The organism is Pantoea sp. LMR881 (genome assembly GCF_027157825.1).
GTDB lineage: Bacteria > Pseudomonadota > Gammaproteobacteria > Enterobacterales > Enterobacteriaceae > Pantoea > Pantoea haifensis.
Window position 1 is genome coordinate 116785 of sequence record NZ_JAPVOK010000004.1, and the last position, 18329, is coordinate 135113.

At 50.4% G+C, this 18329-nt stretch carries 17 protein-coding genes and 2 pseudogenes; 13 read left to right on the plus strand and 6 right to left on the minus strand.

Annotated features, from left to right (window positions below; all coding sequences use genetic code 11):
* The first annotated feature begins 284 nt into the window (after positions 1 to 284).
* The 6 genes and pseudogenes from O3W44_RS21150 (at position 285) to O3W44_RS21175 (ending at position 3282) form a co-directional block, all read left to right on the plus strand.
* Positions 285 to 494 (plus strand): DUF2554 family protein, encoded by a 210-nt coding sequence (locus O3W44_RS21150; RefSeq protein WP_269294711.1) that lies wholly within the window; start codon positions 285 to 287, stop codon positions 492 to 494.
* A 238-nt stretch (positions 495 to 732) separates the two neighbouring features.
* Positions 733 to 873, plus strand: a pseudogene (locus O3W44_RS21155) (3-oxoacyl-ACP reductase); the annotation flags it as partial.
* A gap of 17 nt (positions 874 to 890) precedes the next feature.
* On the plus strand, positions 891 to 1295 hold the full coding sequence (locus O3W44_RS21160) for a VOC family protein (protein WP_269294712.1): 405 nt from the start codon (positions 891 to 893) through the stop codon (positions 1293 to 1295).
* Positions 1292 to 1657 (plus strand): saccharopine dehydrogenase NADP-binding domain-containing protein, encoded by a 366-nt coding sequence (locus tag O3W44_RS21165; protein WP_269294713.1) that lies wholly within the window; start codon positions 1292 to 1294, stop codon positions 1655 to 1657. Before O3W44_RS21160 ends, O3W44_RS21165 begins: the two co-directional genes overlap by 4 nt.
* A complete protein-coding gene (locus O3W44_RS21170) occupies positions 1630 to 2274 on the plus strand; it encodes a hypothetical protein (RefSeq protein ID WP_269294714.1) in 645 nt (214 codons plus the stop codon). The genes O3W44_RS21165 and O3W44_RS21170 overlap by 28 nt, the downstream gene beginning before the upstream one ends.
* 300 nt (positions 2275 to 2574) lie before the next feature.
* Entirely contained in the window at positions 2575 to 3282 is a 708-nt protein-coding gene (locus tag O3W44_RS21175; RefSeq protein ID WP_269294715.1) for an EamA family transporter RarD, read from the plus strand.
* Between the two features lie 45 nt (positions 3283 to 3327).
* On the opposite strand, the gene O3W44_RS21180 is transcribed toward O3W44_RS21175, so the two are convergent.
* Positions 3328 to 3849 (minus strand): SDR family NAD(P)-dependent oxidoreductase, encoded by a 522-nt coding sequence (locus O3W44_RS21180; RefSeq protein ID WP_269294716.1) that lies wholly within the window; start codon positions 3847 to 3849, stop codon positions 3328 to 3330.
* Between the two features lie 207 nt (positions 3850 to 4056).
* Between O3W44_RS21180 and O3W44_RS21185 the strand changes: the two genes are divergently transcribed.
* A complete protein-coding gene (locus O3W44_RS21185; RefSeq protein ID WP_269294717.1) occupies positions 4057 to 4458 on the plus strand; it encodes a VOC family protein in 402 nt (133 codons plus the stop codon).
* An 868-nt stretch (positions 4459 to 5326) separates the two neighbouring features.
* Here O3W44_RS21185 and O3W44_RS21190 read toward each other — a convergent pair.
* Both O3W44_RS21190 and sopA read right to left on the minus strand, forming a co-directional pair.
* Positions 5327 to 6295 (minus strand): ParB/RepB/Spo0J family plasmid partition protein, encoded by a 969-nt coding sequence (locus O3W44_RS21190; protein ID WP_269294718.1) that lies wholly within the window; start codon positions 6293 to 6295, stop codon positions 5327 to 5329.
* Positions 6295 to 7460: pseudogene (gene sopA / locus O3W44_RS21195) on the minus strand (plasmid-partitioning protein SopA). The gene O3W44_RS21190 and the pseudogene sopA overlap by 1 nt, the downstream one beginning before the upstream one ends.
* A gap of 715 nt (positions 7461 to 8175) precedes the next feature.
* Between sopA and O3W44_RS21200 the strand changes: the two are divergent.
* On the plus strand, positions 8176 to 9057 hold the full coding sequence (locus tag O3W44_RS21200) for a RepB family plasmid replication initiator protein (protein ID WP_269294719.1): 882 nt from the start codon (positions 8176 to 8178) through the stop codon (positions 9055 to 9057).
* Between the two features lie 409 nt (positions 9058 to 9466).
* Here the strand turns inward: O3W44_RS21200 and O3W44_RS21205 are convergent, their stop codons facing one another.
* On the minus strand, positions 9467 to 9814 hold the full coding sequence (locus O3W44_RS21205; protein ID WP_269294720.1) for a nucleotide-binding domain containing protein: 348 nt from the start codon (positions 9812 to 9814) through the stop codon (positions 9467 to 9469).
* Positions 9815 to 10478: 664 nt separating this feature from the next.
* Between O3W44_RS21205 and O3W44_RS21210 the strand changes: the two genes are divergently transcribed.
* From O3W44_RS21210 to O3W44_RS21230, 5 genes are all read left to right on the plus strand, one after another.
* Entirely contained in the window at positions 10479 to 11549 is a 1071-nt protein-coding gene (locus O3W44_RS21210) for an isocitrate/isopropylmalate dehydrogenase family protein (protein WP_269294721.1), read from the plus strand.
* Between the two features lie 54 nt (positions 11550 to 11603).
* Entirely contained in the window at positions 11604 to 12257 is a 654-nt protein-coding gene (locus O3W44_RS21215; RefSeq protein ID WP_269294722.1) for an arylsulfatase, read from the plus strand.
* Positions 12258 to 12763: 506 nt separating this feature from the next.
* The gene (locus O3W44_RS21220) at positions 12764 to 13444 is read left to right on the plus strand and encodes a transporter substrate-binding domain-containing protein (protein ID WP_269294723.1); all 681 of its coding nucleotides are present in this window, start codon (positions 12764 to 12766) and stop codon (positions 13442 to 13444) included.
* Positions 13445 to 13569: 125 nt separating this feature from the next.
* Positions 13570 to 16218 (plus strand): aconitate hydratase, encoded by a 2649-nt coding sequence (locus O3W44_RS21225; protein ID WP_269294724.1) that lies wholly within the window; start codon positions 13570 to 13572, stop codon positions 16216 to 16218.
* 12 nt (positions 16219 to 16230) lie between these two features.
* Positions 16231 to 17187, plus strand: coding sequence for a LysR family transcriptional regulator (locus O3W44_RS21230; RefSeq protein ID WP_269294725.1), 957 nt, complete (start codon positions 16231 to 16233; stop codon positions 17185 to 17187).
* On the opposite strand, the gene O3W44_RS21235 is transcribed toward O3W44_RS21230, so the two are convergent.
* Both O3W44_RS21235 and O3W44_RS21240 read right to left on the minus strand, forming a co-directional pair.
* The gene (locus tag O3W44_RS21235; RefSeq protein ID WP_269294726.1) at positions 17188 to 17724 is read right to left on the minus strand and encodes a lactonase family protein; all 537 of its coding nucleotides are present in this window, start codon (positions 17722 to 17724) and stop codon (positions 17188 to 17190) included.
* Positions 17682 to 18287 carry a lactonase family protein gene (locus O3W44_RS21240; RefSeq protein ID WP_269294727.1) on the minus strand — a complete coding sequence of 202 codons (606 nt, stop codon included), beginning with the start codon at positions 18285 to 18287 and terminating at the stop codon, positions 17682 to 17684. The genes O3W44_RS21235 and O3W44_RS21240 overlap by 43 nt, the downstream gene beginning before the upstream one ends.
* Positions 18288 to 18329: the final 42 nt, after the last annotated feature.

Here is an 18329-nt window from a genome sequence, read left to right on the forward strand (position 1 = left end):
TGAGATGGGACTTTTCACGCGGCATATTTTCATGGCAACGGGATTTTTGAAACAAACCAGAAGGTGCGATATGTGCAGGGTATAGCTTCTTACGGCGGTTTTTCACCGCTCTTTTCCTGAACGGCCTTTCCATGGTCATTTAGTTCGCTGACACCAGCCTGCTGCAGGGCTGAGCTTGCTTAAAATCGGCTGTAGGTCTGAATGATTTCCGTTTGCTCTTCGTTTAAAAACTAAAGTGATAACGCATAAAAACTGTGTCACACCGCAACCAATATCGGTAAAAAATGCGAAAACCATTGTCAGTTATATTAATTTTAATGTCGCTTTTTTCAGGGCAGCTTTTTGCAAAAGCAAACGGCCATCTTTTTTATAAAGTGCAAAATGCAGATCATGTTCTTCGACACAGCGGTGACAGTGACGATATTCACTCGAAATTTGAAGATTCAGCTGATGATTTACGTAATAAAAACCACTCACATGCTCAATCTGACTGAAATGAAACCATCCTTATCTCAGCGGGTGTATTACGAGTTCTTTTGTGTTTTATCGATTGGCCAGACACATTTTACTTGGCTGATGCTGCGTCTGGCCAGTGTTGCTGTACGTTCAATTGTTAACCCAGATTGTCTGAGAATAATAATACGCTCATAGGTCAAAAGGTCGGCCTTTCCCGCCGTATTTTATAATCGTCGCGCGCAGTCTGAAGGGCAAATTTCACTAAAAGTTCCTGAGCAGATTCTGGCCTCGCAGACTTCTCTTGGCCGTGTGGGCGCACCTGATGATGTCGGTCGTGTTATTGCCGGGCTGGCTTGTGAACGTAATGGCTGGATTAACGCACAGTCAATTGAGGTCGCTGGCGGCTATCAAATCTGAAATATTCGGAAGTTTTTATGCTTGACCATGTTTTTGTGTCGGTCAGCGATACTGACCGTTCCGTTAATTTTTATACTGAAGCGTTTGCCCCTCTTGGTATCACGGTACGTCATGATTATGACGGGAAAGACGGGCCTCTGGGGCATCCGGATTCAAAAGGTTTTGGTGCCCAGGGCCGGATTTTTTTCTGGCTCCGCGAAGGCGTCGTGGCTCCGTCTGCCGTGCACGTCGGGTTCGTTGCCCGTAATCAGACAATGGTGAATGAAGCCTATGCTGCAGCCATGCAAGCTGGCGCAACAGGCAACGGTGCGCCTGGCGCCCGGCTTCACTACGATCCCCGCTATTACGCTGCAGGTGTATTCGATCCTGATGGCTACAGCCTGGAATTTGTTTACAAAGACTGGCAGCACCCTCAACGATGAAGACAATACTGATATATGGCGCAGCCGGTTATACGGGGCGCATGATTACCGCACAGGCAACAATTGCAGGCCTCAACATCATTGTTGCCGGCAGAAAAGAGCAGCCTCTGGCCGCGCTCGCAAAATCACTTGATGTCGGGATGCGCGTATTCAGCCTTGAGGATAAAGGTGAAGTCATTCGCCAGCTGAAGGGCGTAAGCGTCGTGCTGAACTGTGCCGGACCGTTCGCCGGCACGGCAGAATCGTTGATGAGTGCCTGTATCGCGCAGGGCATTCACTACCTCGATATCACGGCGGAAATTAACGTTTACCGGCTGGCTGAATCACTGGGGATATGGCTACGCGGGCTGGCAGCATGTTGATGCCGGGCGTAGGCTGGGATGTGGTGCCGACTGACTGTCTGGCGGTTCGCCTTGCACGACAGGTACATGAACCCCGGCGGCTGCGCATTGCCTTACAGGTGGCCGGCTCTATATCCCGGGGTTCTGCTGCCAGCGCTGGTGAAATTATCGGCGCCGGTCTGCTTGAGCGCGTTAACGGTGCTCTGATGACGAAAGAAAATACCCAGCCCGGCTGGTTTGATTTTGGTGAGGGTCCTGTCGCCTGTGCACCGCTTTCCTTTGGCGATCTGGTTACGGCATGGCATTCAACCGGTATTCCGGATATTGAAATGTTTGTTCATGTGACCGGCGATGCTTTCCCGGAGGGGGATTTATCCCTGCTTCCTGACGAGCCCGGACAGGAGGAACGTGATGCCAGCCGCGCACGCGCTGTAGCCGAAGTCACCGGCTCGAACGGAAATACGCAACGGGCATTAATCGAAACGGTTAACGGATATTCCTATACGCCGCTTGCGGCCGTTGAGGCTGCCAGGCGCGTTCTCAGCGTTGACAGCTTCCCCGGCTTTCAGACGCCGGCAATCGTGTTTGGTGCTGAGTTTGCACTGACAATTTCGGGTACGTCAATTCAGCTGTCCTGATTCTGCTTATAAGTCGCACCGGTCAGGAGGTCTCTGCTGGCTGGTGCTCGTATTTTTATCACCGCCTTGTTTTTTCCCGTAAACGTTTCCATGGGGGAGATATGACTGCACACAAGGGCATTACGCTGTCATTAGTGTCATCAGTGCTGTTTGCCGTACTCTGCTATTACAGCGTTTTTCTGCACCCGCTGAACGGATGGCAGATAGCCGGATGGCGCTCAGTAACAACCGTGCTGTTGCTGATTCTGACACTGGCCTTTCGAAAAAAATCTGGGTTGTTTCTGGCACTACTTAACGTCAGTGATAAAAAGTACACGGCTGCTCATTGCAACACTTACCTGCGCCGCGCTTCCTGGCCTGCAGATAATTATTTTCTGCTGGGCACCCGTCAACGGGCAAAGCCGGTCACTTGCACTCGGGTACTTTCTGTTGCCTCTGGTCATGGTACTAACCGGCAGAGCGTTGTACGGTGAAACGATGTCAGGGTGGCAGAAAATTGCTGTACTGCTGGCGGCCTGCGGCGTTGCGGCTGAAATTATGATGGTGCGTTCACTTCCGCTCGTGGCGCTTGTCGTTGTGCTGGAATATACGCCGTATTTCATTATTAAACGTCAGCTGCAAAATAACGCTTTCTTTAGCGTAATTGCAGAAAACTTACTACTTGTAATGCCAGCAATTGCTCTGCTGTTTTATCAGGGAAGCGGAAAAGAATGGTTACCCGCAGGGCCTGTCGGCGGATGGGTCACCCTGGCAGGGCTGGGATTACTGAGCGGTTCTGCATTACTCTGCTTCCTGCTTGCAAGCAATAGCCTTTCGTTTACGGTGTTTGGCATGCTGTCCTATGTTGAGCCCCTGCTGTTATTTCTGGTGTCACTTTTTCTGCCAGAAGAAAAACTGACCCTGGCATCGCTGCTGACGTATATCCCGATATGGCTCGCCGTTCTGGCTCTGATAGCTGACGGGTATAAAAAAGTGAAAGCCAGTGCGCACTACAGCAGAAAACGTTGAATCGTCGGGCATACGCCTGTCCACAGAGCTTATTTCTTTAGTAATTCAGTCAGATCTGAGAAGCACCACGTCGGCGAATATCTCTGCACCATTTATATAAGCGGCGGCATCACTGGAAAGGAAAACTACAGCTTTTGCAATTTCCTCAGTCCGCCCAATGCGACCAGGCGGGCTGCGGTCGCGTAAAGACTGCAGGATTGCGTCCACCGGTTCTGGAAGGAAATCGCGCAGGGACTGCGTATCAACCGGACCCGGACTGAGGATATTAATGCGAATGTCGGCACCTTTGATATCCAGTATCCAGCTACGAACCATAGCGCGTAAGGCGGCCTTGGTACCACCATAGACACTCAGTCCTTCCCCGGGATTAATAGAAGCAGTTGAGCCTGTGATAACAATGCTGCTGCCGGGCTTCATAAGCGGCAAGGCTTTCTGTACGGTAAAGGTGATGCCCCTGATATTCGTGGTGAACTGGAGATCAAACTTTTCCGGGGTAATTTGCCCGAGAGGTTCAATTTCTCTCTTGCCTGCAGTTAAACCGGGCAGAAGATGAACCGTTATAGACATGTTTGTAAAATAATATATGTCTGAATGAATTTTAAATGCAGGCAGATGTAATTAAGGTATGCCTGCACTGTATCACCATAAAGATGTGATCAATTTTCGAATGTTCGCCGTCTGCTTTCACTCCTAGCAGGTCCGGACAGTGAATTAGCCTCGTTTGTGATAAAAAGAGTATCCTGGCAATTATGCCTGACACCTGATGGAGCAGAAATGAGAACGCAGAAGCGATGCATGGGGTATGTGGCCATAGTGGTTGATGACTACGACCGGGCAATTGAGTATTACACAGATAAGCTGGGTTTTACCCTTGTTGAGGATACGCCACAGCCAGGGAAACGCTGGGTCGTGGTTACACCAAACCCGGAAAGCGACTGCAATCTTCTTCTGGCCCGCGCTTCAAACGAGAGACAGGAAAACTTTATCGGCAACCAGTGTGGCGGGCGGGTATTCCTGTTTCTCCAGACCGATGACTTCTGGCGCGACTACAGCGCGATGAAAGCAAAAGGCGTTGAATTTTGTCAGGAGCCTCGCGAAGAGGAGTACGGTACAGTCGTTGTATTTGAAGACCTGTACGGCAACCGCTGGGATCTTTATCAGAACAGACAAAGCTAAACCGCCTAGCCGGCTGCGCTTTCAATGTGTAGCTGGCCCATTCAAGTGAGTGACTTTAACTCTCTAAGTTCTACATACCGCATGTTACGTCCGCTTTTTGCTCATCGTGGGCGTCGCTTCGCCCGGCCAGGTATCCCGGATCGTAAACCACGCTTCAGCCAGCGGCAGGGCGTTTTCCTGACGAAAATTTCCAGCCGACGTAAGGGAAAAACGGTGATTTTTCCAGAGTCAAAGGCACGTCGGCAGTCATGTCTTCACCGTTGCAGAAAACTTTTTCAATGCAGCCTTTGTGGCTGTGTCAGTTGCACATTTTATTGGTTTAGCGTTCAGACGCAGTCTGATTTTAGTACCGTTCCGCGCAGCCTGTTGGCGAGAGCACAGGAGGCAATCCCGCTAATTTATGAGCAGGTAATGATGTTCATTAAATCACCTGTCCGGAGGAGGTATAAAAAATCACGCTATCTTTCTGACGGCAGAGCGGTGATTAACGTATACAGTCTGCTTTCGGCCAGCCTGCCTTTTCAAATCTGCTGCGTGCAAAACTTACTATGCCGCTTATCGAAATTTGGGCTTTAGCTGCACAGCCGGGACCACGGTCCCGGTTGGGTGCCGGGACCACGTTCCCGGTTGGGTGCTGAGACCACGGTCCCGGTTGAGTGCTGGGACCACGGTCCCGGTTGGGTGCCGGGACCACGTTCCCGGTTGGGTGCTGAGACCACGGTCCCGGTTGAGTGCTGGGACCACGGTCCCGGTTGGGTGCTGGGACCACGGTCCCGGTTGAGTGCTGAGACCACGGTCCCGGTTGAGTGCTGAGACCACGGTCCCGGTTAAATTATGAGAACCGGAAATCTTAAAGTTATAAAGGATATTATCTGGATTGAAAGGCCTGCAGCTGCTCCAGCATTTCTTCAATTTTTTCAATACAATTTTCAGGCAGCTTCGACCGGTCCAGGTTAAAAATGACTTTGTTTCCTTTGTATTGAGCAACAGCGCCAGGTAAAAACTCTCGCTTTACAAATGACAAAGACCGGCTGTCTTCAGATTCAGTTACTGCTTTAGTTAAGAAGTTAATGATGCTGTCAGCCTCAAGTAAACCCCCTGCTTGTTGTTTTTCAGACAATATGCGCACTTTTTCCAGCAGTATCTCTTCTTTGCCTGAATAGGTTTTTTGCAAATTTTCTCCCGCTCTTGCTGACAGCTCACCAGGATGAGAAAAAAGCGCGATAACTTCTTTAGGTAAACGGGACACGTTGATACATCTGCTGATAATTTTTCGGGAAACATGTTCAGCATCAGCAAGGGCAGTTAGGTTTCCATTAAATTCATTAGCAAGCCGTTGTGAATAGCGTTTTCCTCTTTCATAAGCACTTGTTGGCCTGTAATCATTCCCCAGCTTACACAACGCATCCATCTGCTCGTCGTCAAGATCACCAATGAGAATGCGATATTCAGTGGCGGTAAGAATGGCAGCCATACGGCGTCGGCTTCCATCTGCAACTTCAATGGAATCGTTAACTTTGCGACCAAATGCGGGATTTTGCTGACCGGTAACTAAAAAAGAAGGAATAAGATCATCCAAAGCCTGTTTAGTCAGCAGATCCTGATCGCGCTCATTTCCGCCCCAGACCCGGGTGGTTTTTTCAATATTTTCGCCGGGTATTGTTTCTAATACGAATCTGACTTCGCGACCGCACACCGGAAGCGTTATGGCGTTACCCTTTGCCATAGCGCCAACCCGGCTCATCAGAGAATCCACCATCGGAGCCGCAGGCGCAGCCGTTGAATTTGCAGATGTAACCGCAGGAGACGATTTGGTGATAACGGGGGCACGTTTCATTAGCGGATCTCCCAACGAGGCTTGATTAAGCGATCAAAAATTTCAGTGCATACCGGTTCCCAGATTGCCAGTGCATTTCTCCATGCCCCGGTAGAGGAACGCTGATCGATGGCCTGTTCAAATACTGTACGCATCCGAATCTGCCCTTTACCCACTTCATCCGTTTCACGCACAACATTTTTAAGAACCATACTTCCCCATGCATCTCGTATTTGTTCTTCCATCCAGGGTGACTGCGAGCCATTATTATTGCTGTATTTAGTCAGCAGGATGCGGACATCAGGTTCAAATCCTTGTAAGTCAACGTTCTTAAGCAGATCCCGTAACATGTCAAAGAATTGCAGAGCAGATGTGTAGTCAAAAAGTTCAGCTGGTGTTGGCACAATCAAAACATCTGCGGCGCAGACGACATTAATTGTTCCAATTCCCAGGTTAGGTGCGCTGTCAATCACGATAACATCATAATCATGAGCCACAGTTTCAATAGCGAGCCTGAGCATCATATGAGGTTCAGTTGGCAACTTCCCTTCGTCATAACGCCCCATCAGCTCCGTTTCAATACGGTGTAAAGCCAGGCAGGATGGAATGATATCGAGTCCAGGCCAGCACGTCTGTTTAATTGCATAAGAAGCATCATCACGTTCGCCCAGATAGAAAGGGAGGAGGGTGTCTTCAGCATGAATATGCAAATCAGGCACCCATCCATGGTACATCGATGCGGTACCCTGAGGATCATTACCTTCAACCAGTAATACCCGAAGCCCTTTCAGAGCGAGATCCTGAGCCAGATGAACAGAAACAGAGGTTTTGTAGACGCCACCTTTATGGGCTGCTACACCAATAACCGGGGAAAGCTTCCGTCTGGCCTGCGAAGGCGGGTACCGAACACATCACGCATATGGTTAATTTGTTCAATTGTGTAACCCACTCGCTGTTCAACACGACCCCGCATTTCCATATCCGGGTGAGGAAGGCGTCCGGCTTTTTCTGCGTCTCTTATTGCCTGTGATGAAACGCCAATGAGATCTGCTGCTTCACCAACGCGCCAGCGACGGGTAATTTTTCTTACTTCAGGACTGTCATCGTTAAATTGTGCAACAGCTATTGCCCTGGTCATTTCATGGCCGGCAGCAATGCATTGATTAAGCGTGTCCATTAATCCCATTAAACGTTCCTTACCATTAACTTTGCATCAAGACATTAAATCTTGAAAAAAGAAGCAAAGCAACACCAAATTTGCAAATTGCCTTAAAAATTGCAAAGCCAGGTTTAATTAGCAAAGTCTTTTTATGCGGATGCCTGTTGTTCCAACAAGGGTCATGCAGCCGGAAAGAAGCTTAATGCAATTGGCGCACAATTGGCGCAAAGCAGCTTCTTAACGAAGAGGCAGAGCAGGGCTGGCAGGGAGCATCAGAATTAAAGAGCTTATAGCGTTTTTCAATCTCATTCTCTGGTGGCTGTCTGTATTTTCTCATCTCTATCCGCTAACCAGCGTTGCTCTATATTCCTTTTCCTGATGGGCTTTTTGTACAGAACTTAATTTACTGAACTTGCTGGTTTTATCAGCGTTTTATCTAAAGAGGTTCAGTTATACGTATGAACATGACTTTTCCACATATTCACTGCTTAGATCCCAATAATGATCCTTATTAGATCCCTATTAGATCCAAACAGATCCCCGTCTCTCGCAGGCCAGAGCTGGCGCGGCTTCCAGAGGATTTGCATGTGTCACAACATGCAAAACATGTGTCATAACATGCAAATCATGTGTGACAGCATGCAAAACATGTGTCATAACATGCGGGAACATGTGTCGTAGCATGTAAACTTTGAACGTTATGCTTTGTGACGTCGCAGCTGTGAATAAAGAGGATAACCCCTTGGCTGACAATAGCTTTTTTCATGATTCTTTACTGGCCTCAGCAGAGGATGAGCAAAAAATACTCACAGTCACAAGTACATCCTCGGTGCAGCCTGCGATCCTGCTGAGGCTTGGCGTATTTGTGCCTAATACGCGGGCGCTTAAGAAAGGATCAGAACACATTATCGATGTTTCTGAACCCTTTTCATCGCTCGAATTTGCGCGCAGAGAAGGCTATAACGATATCCAGATCCGTGGCGAACGTCTTAATATCACGTCAGATTTCAGCGTATGGATGGGGGTTATCGGCGCTTTCAGTAAGTACGGGCGTGACAGCAATAAGATTACGCTTCCTTTTAAAGAATTTGCACAGCTTTGTCAGTACGATTCCCGCCAGATAAATCACCGACTTCGCGATCAAATTTTTGACTCTTTAGCAAAACTCGGTACCAAAGTTGTCCAGTTCAAACGTCGTGAAGGCACCGGGAAAATGTTTTTTACGCAACTGCTTAAAACAGCACTTCTCGATCGGGAAAAAGACACGGTAACCCTCGAAGCGGATGAGCGGTTGTGGGAGTTATATGAGATTGACTATACAATTTTATTACGAAAAAGACCTTATAACTATCTGAAAGGTAAAGAAGTTGCGCAAACTCTGTATACTTATATTGCGAGCCTGCCAGATAATCCCGCCCCGATTTCTTTTTCCCGTATACGCGAACGCCTGTTGCTGACTTCACCTGTTCCAGAGCAGAACCGCCTGATAAAAAATGCGCTGTTAGCCATGGAGAAGATTGGCTATATCGAATACAGCATTGTGAAAAAGGGGAGGGAATCATTTTTGTTTATTCATAAAAGAAACAAAAAACTCAAAGAGTTATATGAAAAAGATGTGTCATAGCATGCAAATGATGTGTCACAGCATGCAAAGCATGGGTGACACCATGCCAGACAGCGTTCGTAACAGGAAAAGTCTGTGTCACAACATGTCAGGATGGCAGTTTTGCATGCTGTGACACATGTTTTGGAGCGCCGCGACATATTGCAACCCGCCCTGAAGCTTTTCCAGCATGCTGTGACACATTTTTTTCCTGTCTGCATGCTGTGACACATATTTTTATCTCATCATGCATGTTGTGACACATATTTTCGTCTTACCTCGCATGTTACGACACAGGGTTTGATCTGCACTCCATTTTCAGGCTGTGTTCTTGCTGATAAATTTCAGACTAATGCTACCTGCGCCGTTGCTGTAGCCGCGTTCATACAGCGAGCGGGCGTAGCGCACCCGATCATGGTGACATTGTGTTTCATTCATGGAAATGCTCCTGTGCTTTCAGGAAAAAGTCGCTGTTGCCAGACTTCAGAATGAACCTCTCTTTTTCATCCAGAACCTGTGTCCACGGCGCGCCTGGCGCAACGGTATTGCCAATGATCAAGCCGCGAATATTCAGGCCTTGCGTGAAGACCCCCGAGGTTTCACCACCGACAACGATGAATTTTTTGGAACCTGATTCGCTCAGCGCCTGAGCGAGATGAGAAAAGAAGCGTTCAGTCTTTTCGCTGACTACACAGGCCAGCCGACTGCGCACATTAGCCTCTTCAGTGACGATTGGGTCATGGCGTAACGGGATGATGTTGCATACCGAACGGTGCACCTGATGTCAGGGACGGCCAGACAGAGAATCATCATCGTTGTAACGAGGTTTTTCATCAATGCATCTGTCATTGGCCCAGTATTGCTTGTTCGGTAGAGTCGAAGGTCGAACAATAATTAAATAACTGCCGCAGATTAGCCCGTCTAAAATCACAAGTGACTGAGCGACCGTATCCTGAACGGGTACAGAACGGTTCTTGAGCGCAATGACACAGGCATCCACACTTCATATGTCCGGGCAGGTATGCCATTAAACAGCACCCTTTCCAGCCCGCGTTGGCCATAAAGCTGGCAGTATTGGTGGCCCCGTAAAGTCATCGGCAATCACACCTGACTTCGTCATAGTTAATTCTGACACGCTGATTTAATTCGGTATCACTGCCTTTGTGTTCAAATAAAAGCAAATATCAGTATAGGTGATTTGTGGTGCATATCACAAAATATCGGCTAATCCGCATTCTCAGATAACTGGTAATGCAATTGATTCAAGCTTTCATCGCTTATGATGTAAGAAGAAACATAGTGTGCGGTTAATATGATAAAAATCAACGGCTTCATCAAAAAATAATTTTTTTGTATGGTAAATGTGATCTTAATCACCTTGCTATCAATGCATTTGTTGATATAAAAATGCAATTGAAACTGACCCACTACTTGGAGTGTATATGCGTATTCTGGTTCTGCCTTGTGACGGTATCGGCCCTGAAATCACCTCAGCTACGGTAACGGTGCTGAACTCACTGGATAAAGCCTTCGGCCTGGGTTTTGAGTTTGATTATGAAGATGTCGGCTTTAAAAGCCTTGAACTGCACGGCACAACGCTGCGCCAGGAGAGTTTAGAAAAAGCAAAAACCTATGACGGCATCATACTCGGTACACAGTCGCACGCAGATTATCCGGCGCCTGAAAAAGGGGGCCGTAACGTCTCGGCCGGTTTCCGTATCGGTCTTGATCTCTATGCCAACGTGCGTCCGGCACGTACCCGTCCGTTTCTGACTTCTAACATGAAAGAGGGAAAAACCATGGATCTGGTCATTATGCGTGAAGCGACCGAAGGTTTTTACCCTGACCGCAATATGACGCGCGGCTGGGGTGAAGTGATGCCCAGCCCGGATATGGCGCTTTCCACGCGTAAAATTACCCGCCACTGTTCTGAGCGTATTGCACGTAAAGCTTTTGAGCTGGCGATGCAGCGCCGTAAAAAAGTCACCGCTATTCATAAGGCTAACAGTTTCCATATGACGGATGGCTTGTTCCTCGAAGCGGTGCGTGATGTCGCGAAAGCGTTCCCGGAAGTACAGCTGGATGATCTGCTGGTCGATGCCTCCACCGCGCATCTGGTGCGTAATCCAGAACGTTTTGACGTGCTGGTAGCCACTAACTTCTATGGCGACATTATCAGCGATCTGGCGAGCGAGTTGTCAGGTAGCCTGGGCCTTGCGGGTTCAATCATGGCCAGCGATACGCACTGCTGCGCGCAGGCACAGCACGGCTCTGCCCCTGATATCCAGAACCAGGACAAAGCCAATCCGGTTTCGATGATACTCTCTGCGGCAATGATGCTGGCCTGGTATGCCGAGAAGCATAACCAGCCAAAATTCCTCAAAGCGGCGGAAGAGATCAACCGTGCGGTAGATGAAGTGCTGGAAAACCCGGCAACACGCACTCCGGATCTGGGCGGTAACTGCGGTACTAAAGCGTTTTCTGAGAAAGTGGCTGCCGCAATTCGCGCGTAACTGACGACATAAGGCTGCCGTCATCGACGGCAGCCTGTTTTCATGGAGAGGATAATGAGCCAACGCATCGTGCTGATTCACGCTACATCGCTGGCGGTTGCGCCAGTAAATGAAACCTTTGCGCGCCAGTGGCCCGACGCTGAGATCAGTAATCTGCTGGATGATGTGCTGAGCCACGATCGTGGCAAAGTCACCACACTCACCCCTGAATTTTATCAGCGTATCGATTTGCTCGTGGATTATGCGGTCAGCATTAATGCTGCAGCCATTCTTTTTACCTGCTCCGCGTTCGGCGAAGCCATTGATGCCAGTGCAGAAACGCACGCATTACCCATTCTTAAACCCAACGAAGCCATGTTCGAAGCGGTTCTGGAGAAGAGTAATAACATTGTCATGCTGGCAACCTTCGCGCCTGCTGTTCCCGCTATGGAAGCGGAGTTTCGCGAAATGGCGGCAGTCAAACAGTCGAAGGCAACCATCACGACCGTTGTGGTTGCTGGCGCACGTGACGCATTAAGTGCCGGTAACACCGCACGGCATAATCAGCTTATCGTTGAGGCTGGCCGCATGCATCAGCATGCTGATGTGCTTGTGTTAGCCCATTTTTCCATGGAAGTGGCGTTTGAAGAGCTAAAGTCAGCGGTTACCTGTCCGGTATTAAGCAGCCCACAGGCAGCTGTCGCAAAATTAAAACGTTTAATGCGTTAACAATACAGATGACTGAATGTCAGAAAATAGCTGTGATTGCATTTGACCGGCATTTTGCCTGTGCGCCTGACGATTACCAGGCATTTAAAAAGGAGTCAGGTATTCGGCGGCATAGTGTTGTGAAACCCTCTTCATACGGTACAGATAACTGTGCCTGCTGGATTCGCTTGCTCGCTTTAGTCACGACGTACGCGGAGTAGCGGTTGTCACCGACAAAGGGACGTGCTGGGGAGACGGGCGGCTTTAACTTTGGCGGGGGCGACGTAACCCCCGCAGAGATGCTGCTGCCTTGACGCACCGCATAGCTGAGTGCAGCTGGCTGCTTCATGCATCTGCGGATCGCTTGTGGGAGTTATGTCCGCTTCTGTTGAAGCCGTGGGGCTAAGCTTCAGGTATTTTTATCCCGATCACCATCGCTTATATCATTAAGGACACAGGTAAGATCCAGCGTCTTAATTTCAAACCTGGCCCGCAAATCAATAATGACAATTTCCTGGAGGAACCGCATGTCAGCCACCGTTAACACGCTACGTTTCGCAATCAATCTCGGCAATGCCGTACTGGCTAAAACACTTCCTGACGGGCAGCCTGGCGGTATAACGGTTGAGATCGCCAGCCGTATTGCCGCTGAAATGGACGCGACGCGGCAACTTATTACCTACCCGACGGCGGGGAAGGTGGTAGAGGATGCGCAAAATGATGCCTGGGATATCGCTTTTCTGGCGATAGATCCAAAGCGGGAAGAGGTGCTGCGCTTTACGCAGCCTTACATCGCTATCCAGGGCACCGTGCTGGTGAAGGCAGAGAGCGGCTGGCAGAGCGTAGAGCAGATGGACAAAGAGGGGGTAGTTATTAACGTAGGCAAAGGTGCCGCTTACGATTTATACCTGACGCGCCAGCTTCAGCATGCCACGCTTAACCGCCTCAGCTCTTCGCAGGCAGCGATAGATACGTTTCTCAAGGGAGAAGGCGATATGGCAGCGGGCATTCGCCAGCCGCTTGAGCGTGCGACTGCGGAAAATCCAGGTTATCGCGTATTACCTGATAACTTTGGGCAGATTAATCAGGCTATTTGCGTGGCGCGAATGAACAGCAAGTTACATGAAAAAATCGCAAACATGCTGACACAATGGCAGCAAGACGGCTCACTGCAAAAGATTATCGATCGTGAACTCTCTGAACAGTAAATCTGTTTTTAGCGTTCTCCAAATGAGAACGCTAGCTTATCGATTGTTCAATTTTCCCGCCTGCAATAGCCTGTTATCGTTATCCGTACAAGAACATATCACCCCTGCGGTAACGGAAGGTTTTTATGACACTGCCCTCTACTTTGAATCGCTCAGATCTGGTCATCAATGACCGCCACTATCAGTTTCTTGATTTAGTCAGCCTTGTACCGTTAGCGCAGTTGCAGCGCATGCCTTACAGCCTGAGAATTCTGCTTGAGAATGTTGCGCTGCGCACGCCTGATACGCTGCCGGGCTTTTTACGTATGTTGTCGGGCGCATCAGCTTATGAGGAAGTGGCGTTTTATCCCGATCGCCTGATGTTTCATGACACGACGTGTCTGCCTGCGCTGGCAGATTTTGCGGCAATGCGCGATTTGACGGCGGAACTGGGAGGCGATGCAAAAGCGATCAACCCACTCATCCCGGCGGTACTGACCATCGATCATTCCGTTATTGTTGAAAGCTATGCTTCAGCAGATGCCCTTGAAGAAAATCTGCGCTTTGATTTTCGCCGCAATGCCGAGCGTTACCGTTTTATCCGCTGGGCCGAGCAGAGCCTGGAGAATTTTCGGGTTATCCCACCCGGCACTGGCATTATTCATCTGATGAACCTGGAAGCTATTGCTGAAGTTGTAACCGTTGATGAGCGTGAGGCGGTGCCGCTCCTGCACGCTGATTATATGATTGCCACAGACAGCCATACGCCGATGATTAACGCGCTGGGGATCCTCGGCTGGGGTGTTGGCGGTCTGGAAGGTCAGGCGGCGCTGCTCGGCGAACCTGTGACCTTGCGCTTCCCAGAAGTTGTGGGGATCGCCCTTTGTGGGGAGCTGTCCGGGGACGTCAGTGACAGTGATTTAGCCCTGCATATTACCCGCCTGCTGCGGGAACAGAACGTTGTGGGCAAATTTGTCGAGTTTACCGGCCCGTCGCTGCACCATATTCCCTTAGAGTCACGCGCAACTATTGCCAATATGGCACCGGAATACGGTGCAACGGTGGTCTTTTTCCCGTTTGATCAGTGCAGCGCGAACTATGTGAAGATGACCGGAAGAAGCGAAGAGAAGCAGGCGATAATTTCTGCCTACATGCAGGCTCAGCACCTCTGGCGCAGCCCGGAGCTGCCGCAGCCGACCTTTACTCAGCTCATTACCCTTGATCTCGGCAGTATTGAGCCAGGCATGGCAGGGCCCGTCAATCCGCATCAGCAAATCCCGCTCAGCTATGCGGCAGAAAGTTTTAACGAAAGCCTTGCCGCTGATACCCGCCAGCGTAGCTGGCTGCATCCGGCCTACCCGGAGCCTGTTCGTCAGGGCGCAATTGCGATCGCCGCTATCACAAGCTGCACCACAACCGCCAACCCGTGGCTGGTTGTTCAGGCTGCGCTATTTGCCCGCAATGCGGCGCGCCATGGATTTAAGCCTAAACCCTGGGTAAAAACCTCTTTTTCGCCCGGCTCACGTGCGGTCACCGATTATCTCAGTGAATCGGGCTTGCTGAGCGAGCTGGAGAGCGTGGGCTATAACGTGGCGGGTTACGGATGTATGACCTGCATTGGCAGTTCAGGTGCGCTGCAACCTGCTATGGAAGAACTGGTGAATGACGGGCTACAGGCAGTATGTGTGCTTTCCGGCAACCGTAATTTTCCGCGTCGCGTCAATCCGAGCCTGGGGCATGGTTATCTGACCTCACCCGCGCTGGTTATTGCCTGGGCGCTGGCAGGTCATATTTCACATGACATGCTGAAAGATCCGCTGGGCGTAGATGCAGAGCAGCAGCCCGTTTATATGCGCGATTTAATGCCCAGCCGCGAAGAAGTGCAGGAATGGGTAACACGCATCATGAAGCGCGATCATTACGTTAAGCGGCGCGATATTATCTGGCAGGGTACGCCACACTGGCAGCAGATAGCCGCACCGGGTAGCACACATTATCCATGGGAAGAGAGTTCAACGTATCTCAGACGTCCGGGTTATCTGGAAAAACTGCCGCGCGATGCCAGTGAACCGCTGTCGCTTACCGGCGCACGTCCGTTCCTGTGGTTTGGTGATGATGTGACCACAGACCATATTTCGCCAGCAGGCGCGATCTCTGCCAACAGCCTGGCGGGTAAGTGGCTGCTTGAACGCCATGAGCACCCACAGGATCTTAACCTCTATTCCACGCGCCGCAGCAACCATGAAGTGATGGTGCGGGGCGCATTTACCAACCAAGCACTGTCAAACCGCCTGCTGCCAGAATCACGGCGCGGTGGAGGAGGGTTTGCCTGGGATGCCGAACACGCGCAGATCCTGCCCGCCTATGAAGCGGCACAAAGCTGGCTGGCACGCAGCATACCGCTGGTGGTATTTGCGGGCGATCGCTATGGTGCCGGTTCAAGCCGGGACTGGGCGGCCAAAGCACAGGCCCTGTTAGGTGTAAAAGCGGTTGTGGCAAAAAGTTTCGAACGCATCCACCGCACTAACCTGATGGGTATGGGGATCCTTCCGCTTCACTTTGCCCGCGGGGAAGCAGAACGTCTGCCGCAGATGAACGGTCAGGAGACGCTGGACTTTACCGGCCTTGATACGCTGCAACCGGGCAGTACGCCGCTGACGCTGCGTATCAGGCGGGAAGGCAGGCTGCTGATGGAAATCGCGCTGATTGCCGTCATAGACTCACGACAGGAGCTGCGTTATCTGCAACATGGCGGCATTTTACCGTATGTTATCCAGCAGACCCTGAACCCCTGAATGGACAGAGCCATGCGTTACGATCTTGTCTCGTTATCTATTTTTGTGGCGGTAGCGGAGGAGCAAAACCTAACCCGCGCAGCACACCGCAAACATACTGCCGTTTCGGCGGTAAGCAAACGTATTGCCGAACTGGAGCAACAGGCAGGAACACAGCTTATGCTGCGTTTGCCCCGGGGCGTTGAGCTGACCCCTGCCGGGCATTCGCTGTTGTACCACGCCCGGCAGGTGTTTCGTAACCTGGAGCAGATGGAAGAAGAGCTGAGTGATTACGCGGCGGGCATACGCGGGCATATCCGAATTTACACCATTTCCGCGGCCCTGATGCATTATCTGCCTCGCGCGGTAGGGCAGTTTCTTAATCATTATCCCCAGACCGACATTGATATAGAAGAACATACCGGAATAGGCGTGGTGCAGGGGCTGATTGAGGGGAGCGCGGATGTAGGGATTTTTTCAAGCTGGACCGCTGCCGCAGGCATTGAAGCCTGGCCCTGGCAGCAGGATCAACTCGCGGTTCTGGTCTGGCCGGAACACCGGTTGGCAGAACGGGCTTCGCTGCAACTGACTGACATTATCGACGAAAAAATTATCGGGCCGCATCGTGACAGCGCGGTGAGCCATATCCTTGAGCGGGAAGCGCGCAAGCTGGGCAAAGTTTTGACGATGGCTCTTCGCGTCAGCAGTTTTGTCTCAATGGCAGAATTGGTTAGCCACCAGCCTGGCATTGCCGTGCTGCCTGTGAATGAAATTGCCCCTTCGTCGCTGCATCGCGGTCTAAGAAGCATTCCGCTTGCAGAACCCTGGGCAAAACGCGATTTACTGATAGGCGTTAAAAACTTTTCTCACGCTTCGCCGTCGGTCAAAACCTTGATTAAAAGCCTCATTCCTGCTGTTAAAGCAGGCGCAGAAGAGACGAATGAAGCGGATGAGTCCGCGACGCTTACGGGCTCGCCTGAAGGCAAATAATCAGGCAAAACAGATACAGGTCGGGCTGGCGGTTTCGATAACCGTATCCGTTTTGATCAGCATACCGGTGTCAGGATGAACGTCGAAAACCTGAATGGTATCTGAGTCCTCATTAGCACTGAAAAACTGCGTGCCGTCTGGTGAAAGCGTGGTGAAACGTGGCGTTTTACCTCCGCAAGCGATCCAGCCGATTAGTGTGAGCAAGCCATTTTGCGCATCTATAGCAAAAACCGCGATACTGTCATGACCACGATTTGATACATAGAGGAATCGGCCTGAAGGATGGACTTCGATTTCACTTGCATCACTGCGCAGAGAATAATTTTCCGGTAAGGCACTCAAGGTTTGTATGAGTTTTAGTTTGCCTTGTATAAGGTCGACCTCCAAAACGGTAACTGTGCTGCTGAGTTCGCTGATGCCATAGAGCCATTTGCCGCTGGGGTGAAAGTCAGCATGACGTGGCCAGCTTCCTGCCGGAAGCTGCACCGTATCGGTCAGGATTGCCTGGGCGTGTTTCCACTGGTACAGGCGAACCATATCAATGCCATTACCCGCTGTGCGGCCTTGTGTGGGAACGGCAAAAAAGGACTTTCAGGTGCAAAGACAATTTCGTGGGGTCGCGACAGGGAAGGAATTTGTTCGGGTTCCGTAACATGTCCGCGAATCTCTGCCAGATGAGAGGGAGCCAGAAGAGCATTCTGGTGAATGGGCAGTGTTGCTATATTTCCACTTTCGTGGTTCGCAATCAGTAATGCACTGCCATCCGGGGTAAGGGCGCTGCTTACCGGATTATTGCGACGCTTTGGATCTAAATCCGGGTGGAGATGATGCGGTCCGGTCGTCTGATCGTTTAATAGCGTAAGCAGGCCAGTAGTAGTATCTCGTGCGAACACTGCCACTCTGTCACCATCACCATGGAGCACATACATCAGGTTACGAACAGGGTCTGGCGTCAGCCATGATGGATTATCCTGAACAGACTTAACGCGTTGCAGGAATTGCCATGTGCCTGATTTATCAATGCAGAAAACTTCTATTCCTTTACCACGCGCACCCCGCCAGACGGACGTGCGGCAACCCACATAGGCGTAAGTCGTCATAATACCTTCCTTTTTTGCATTTATATTATTATAAGTGCAATT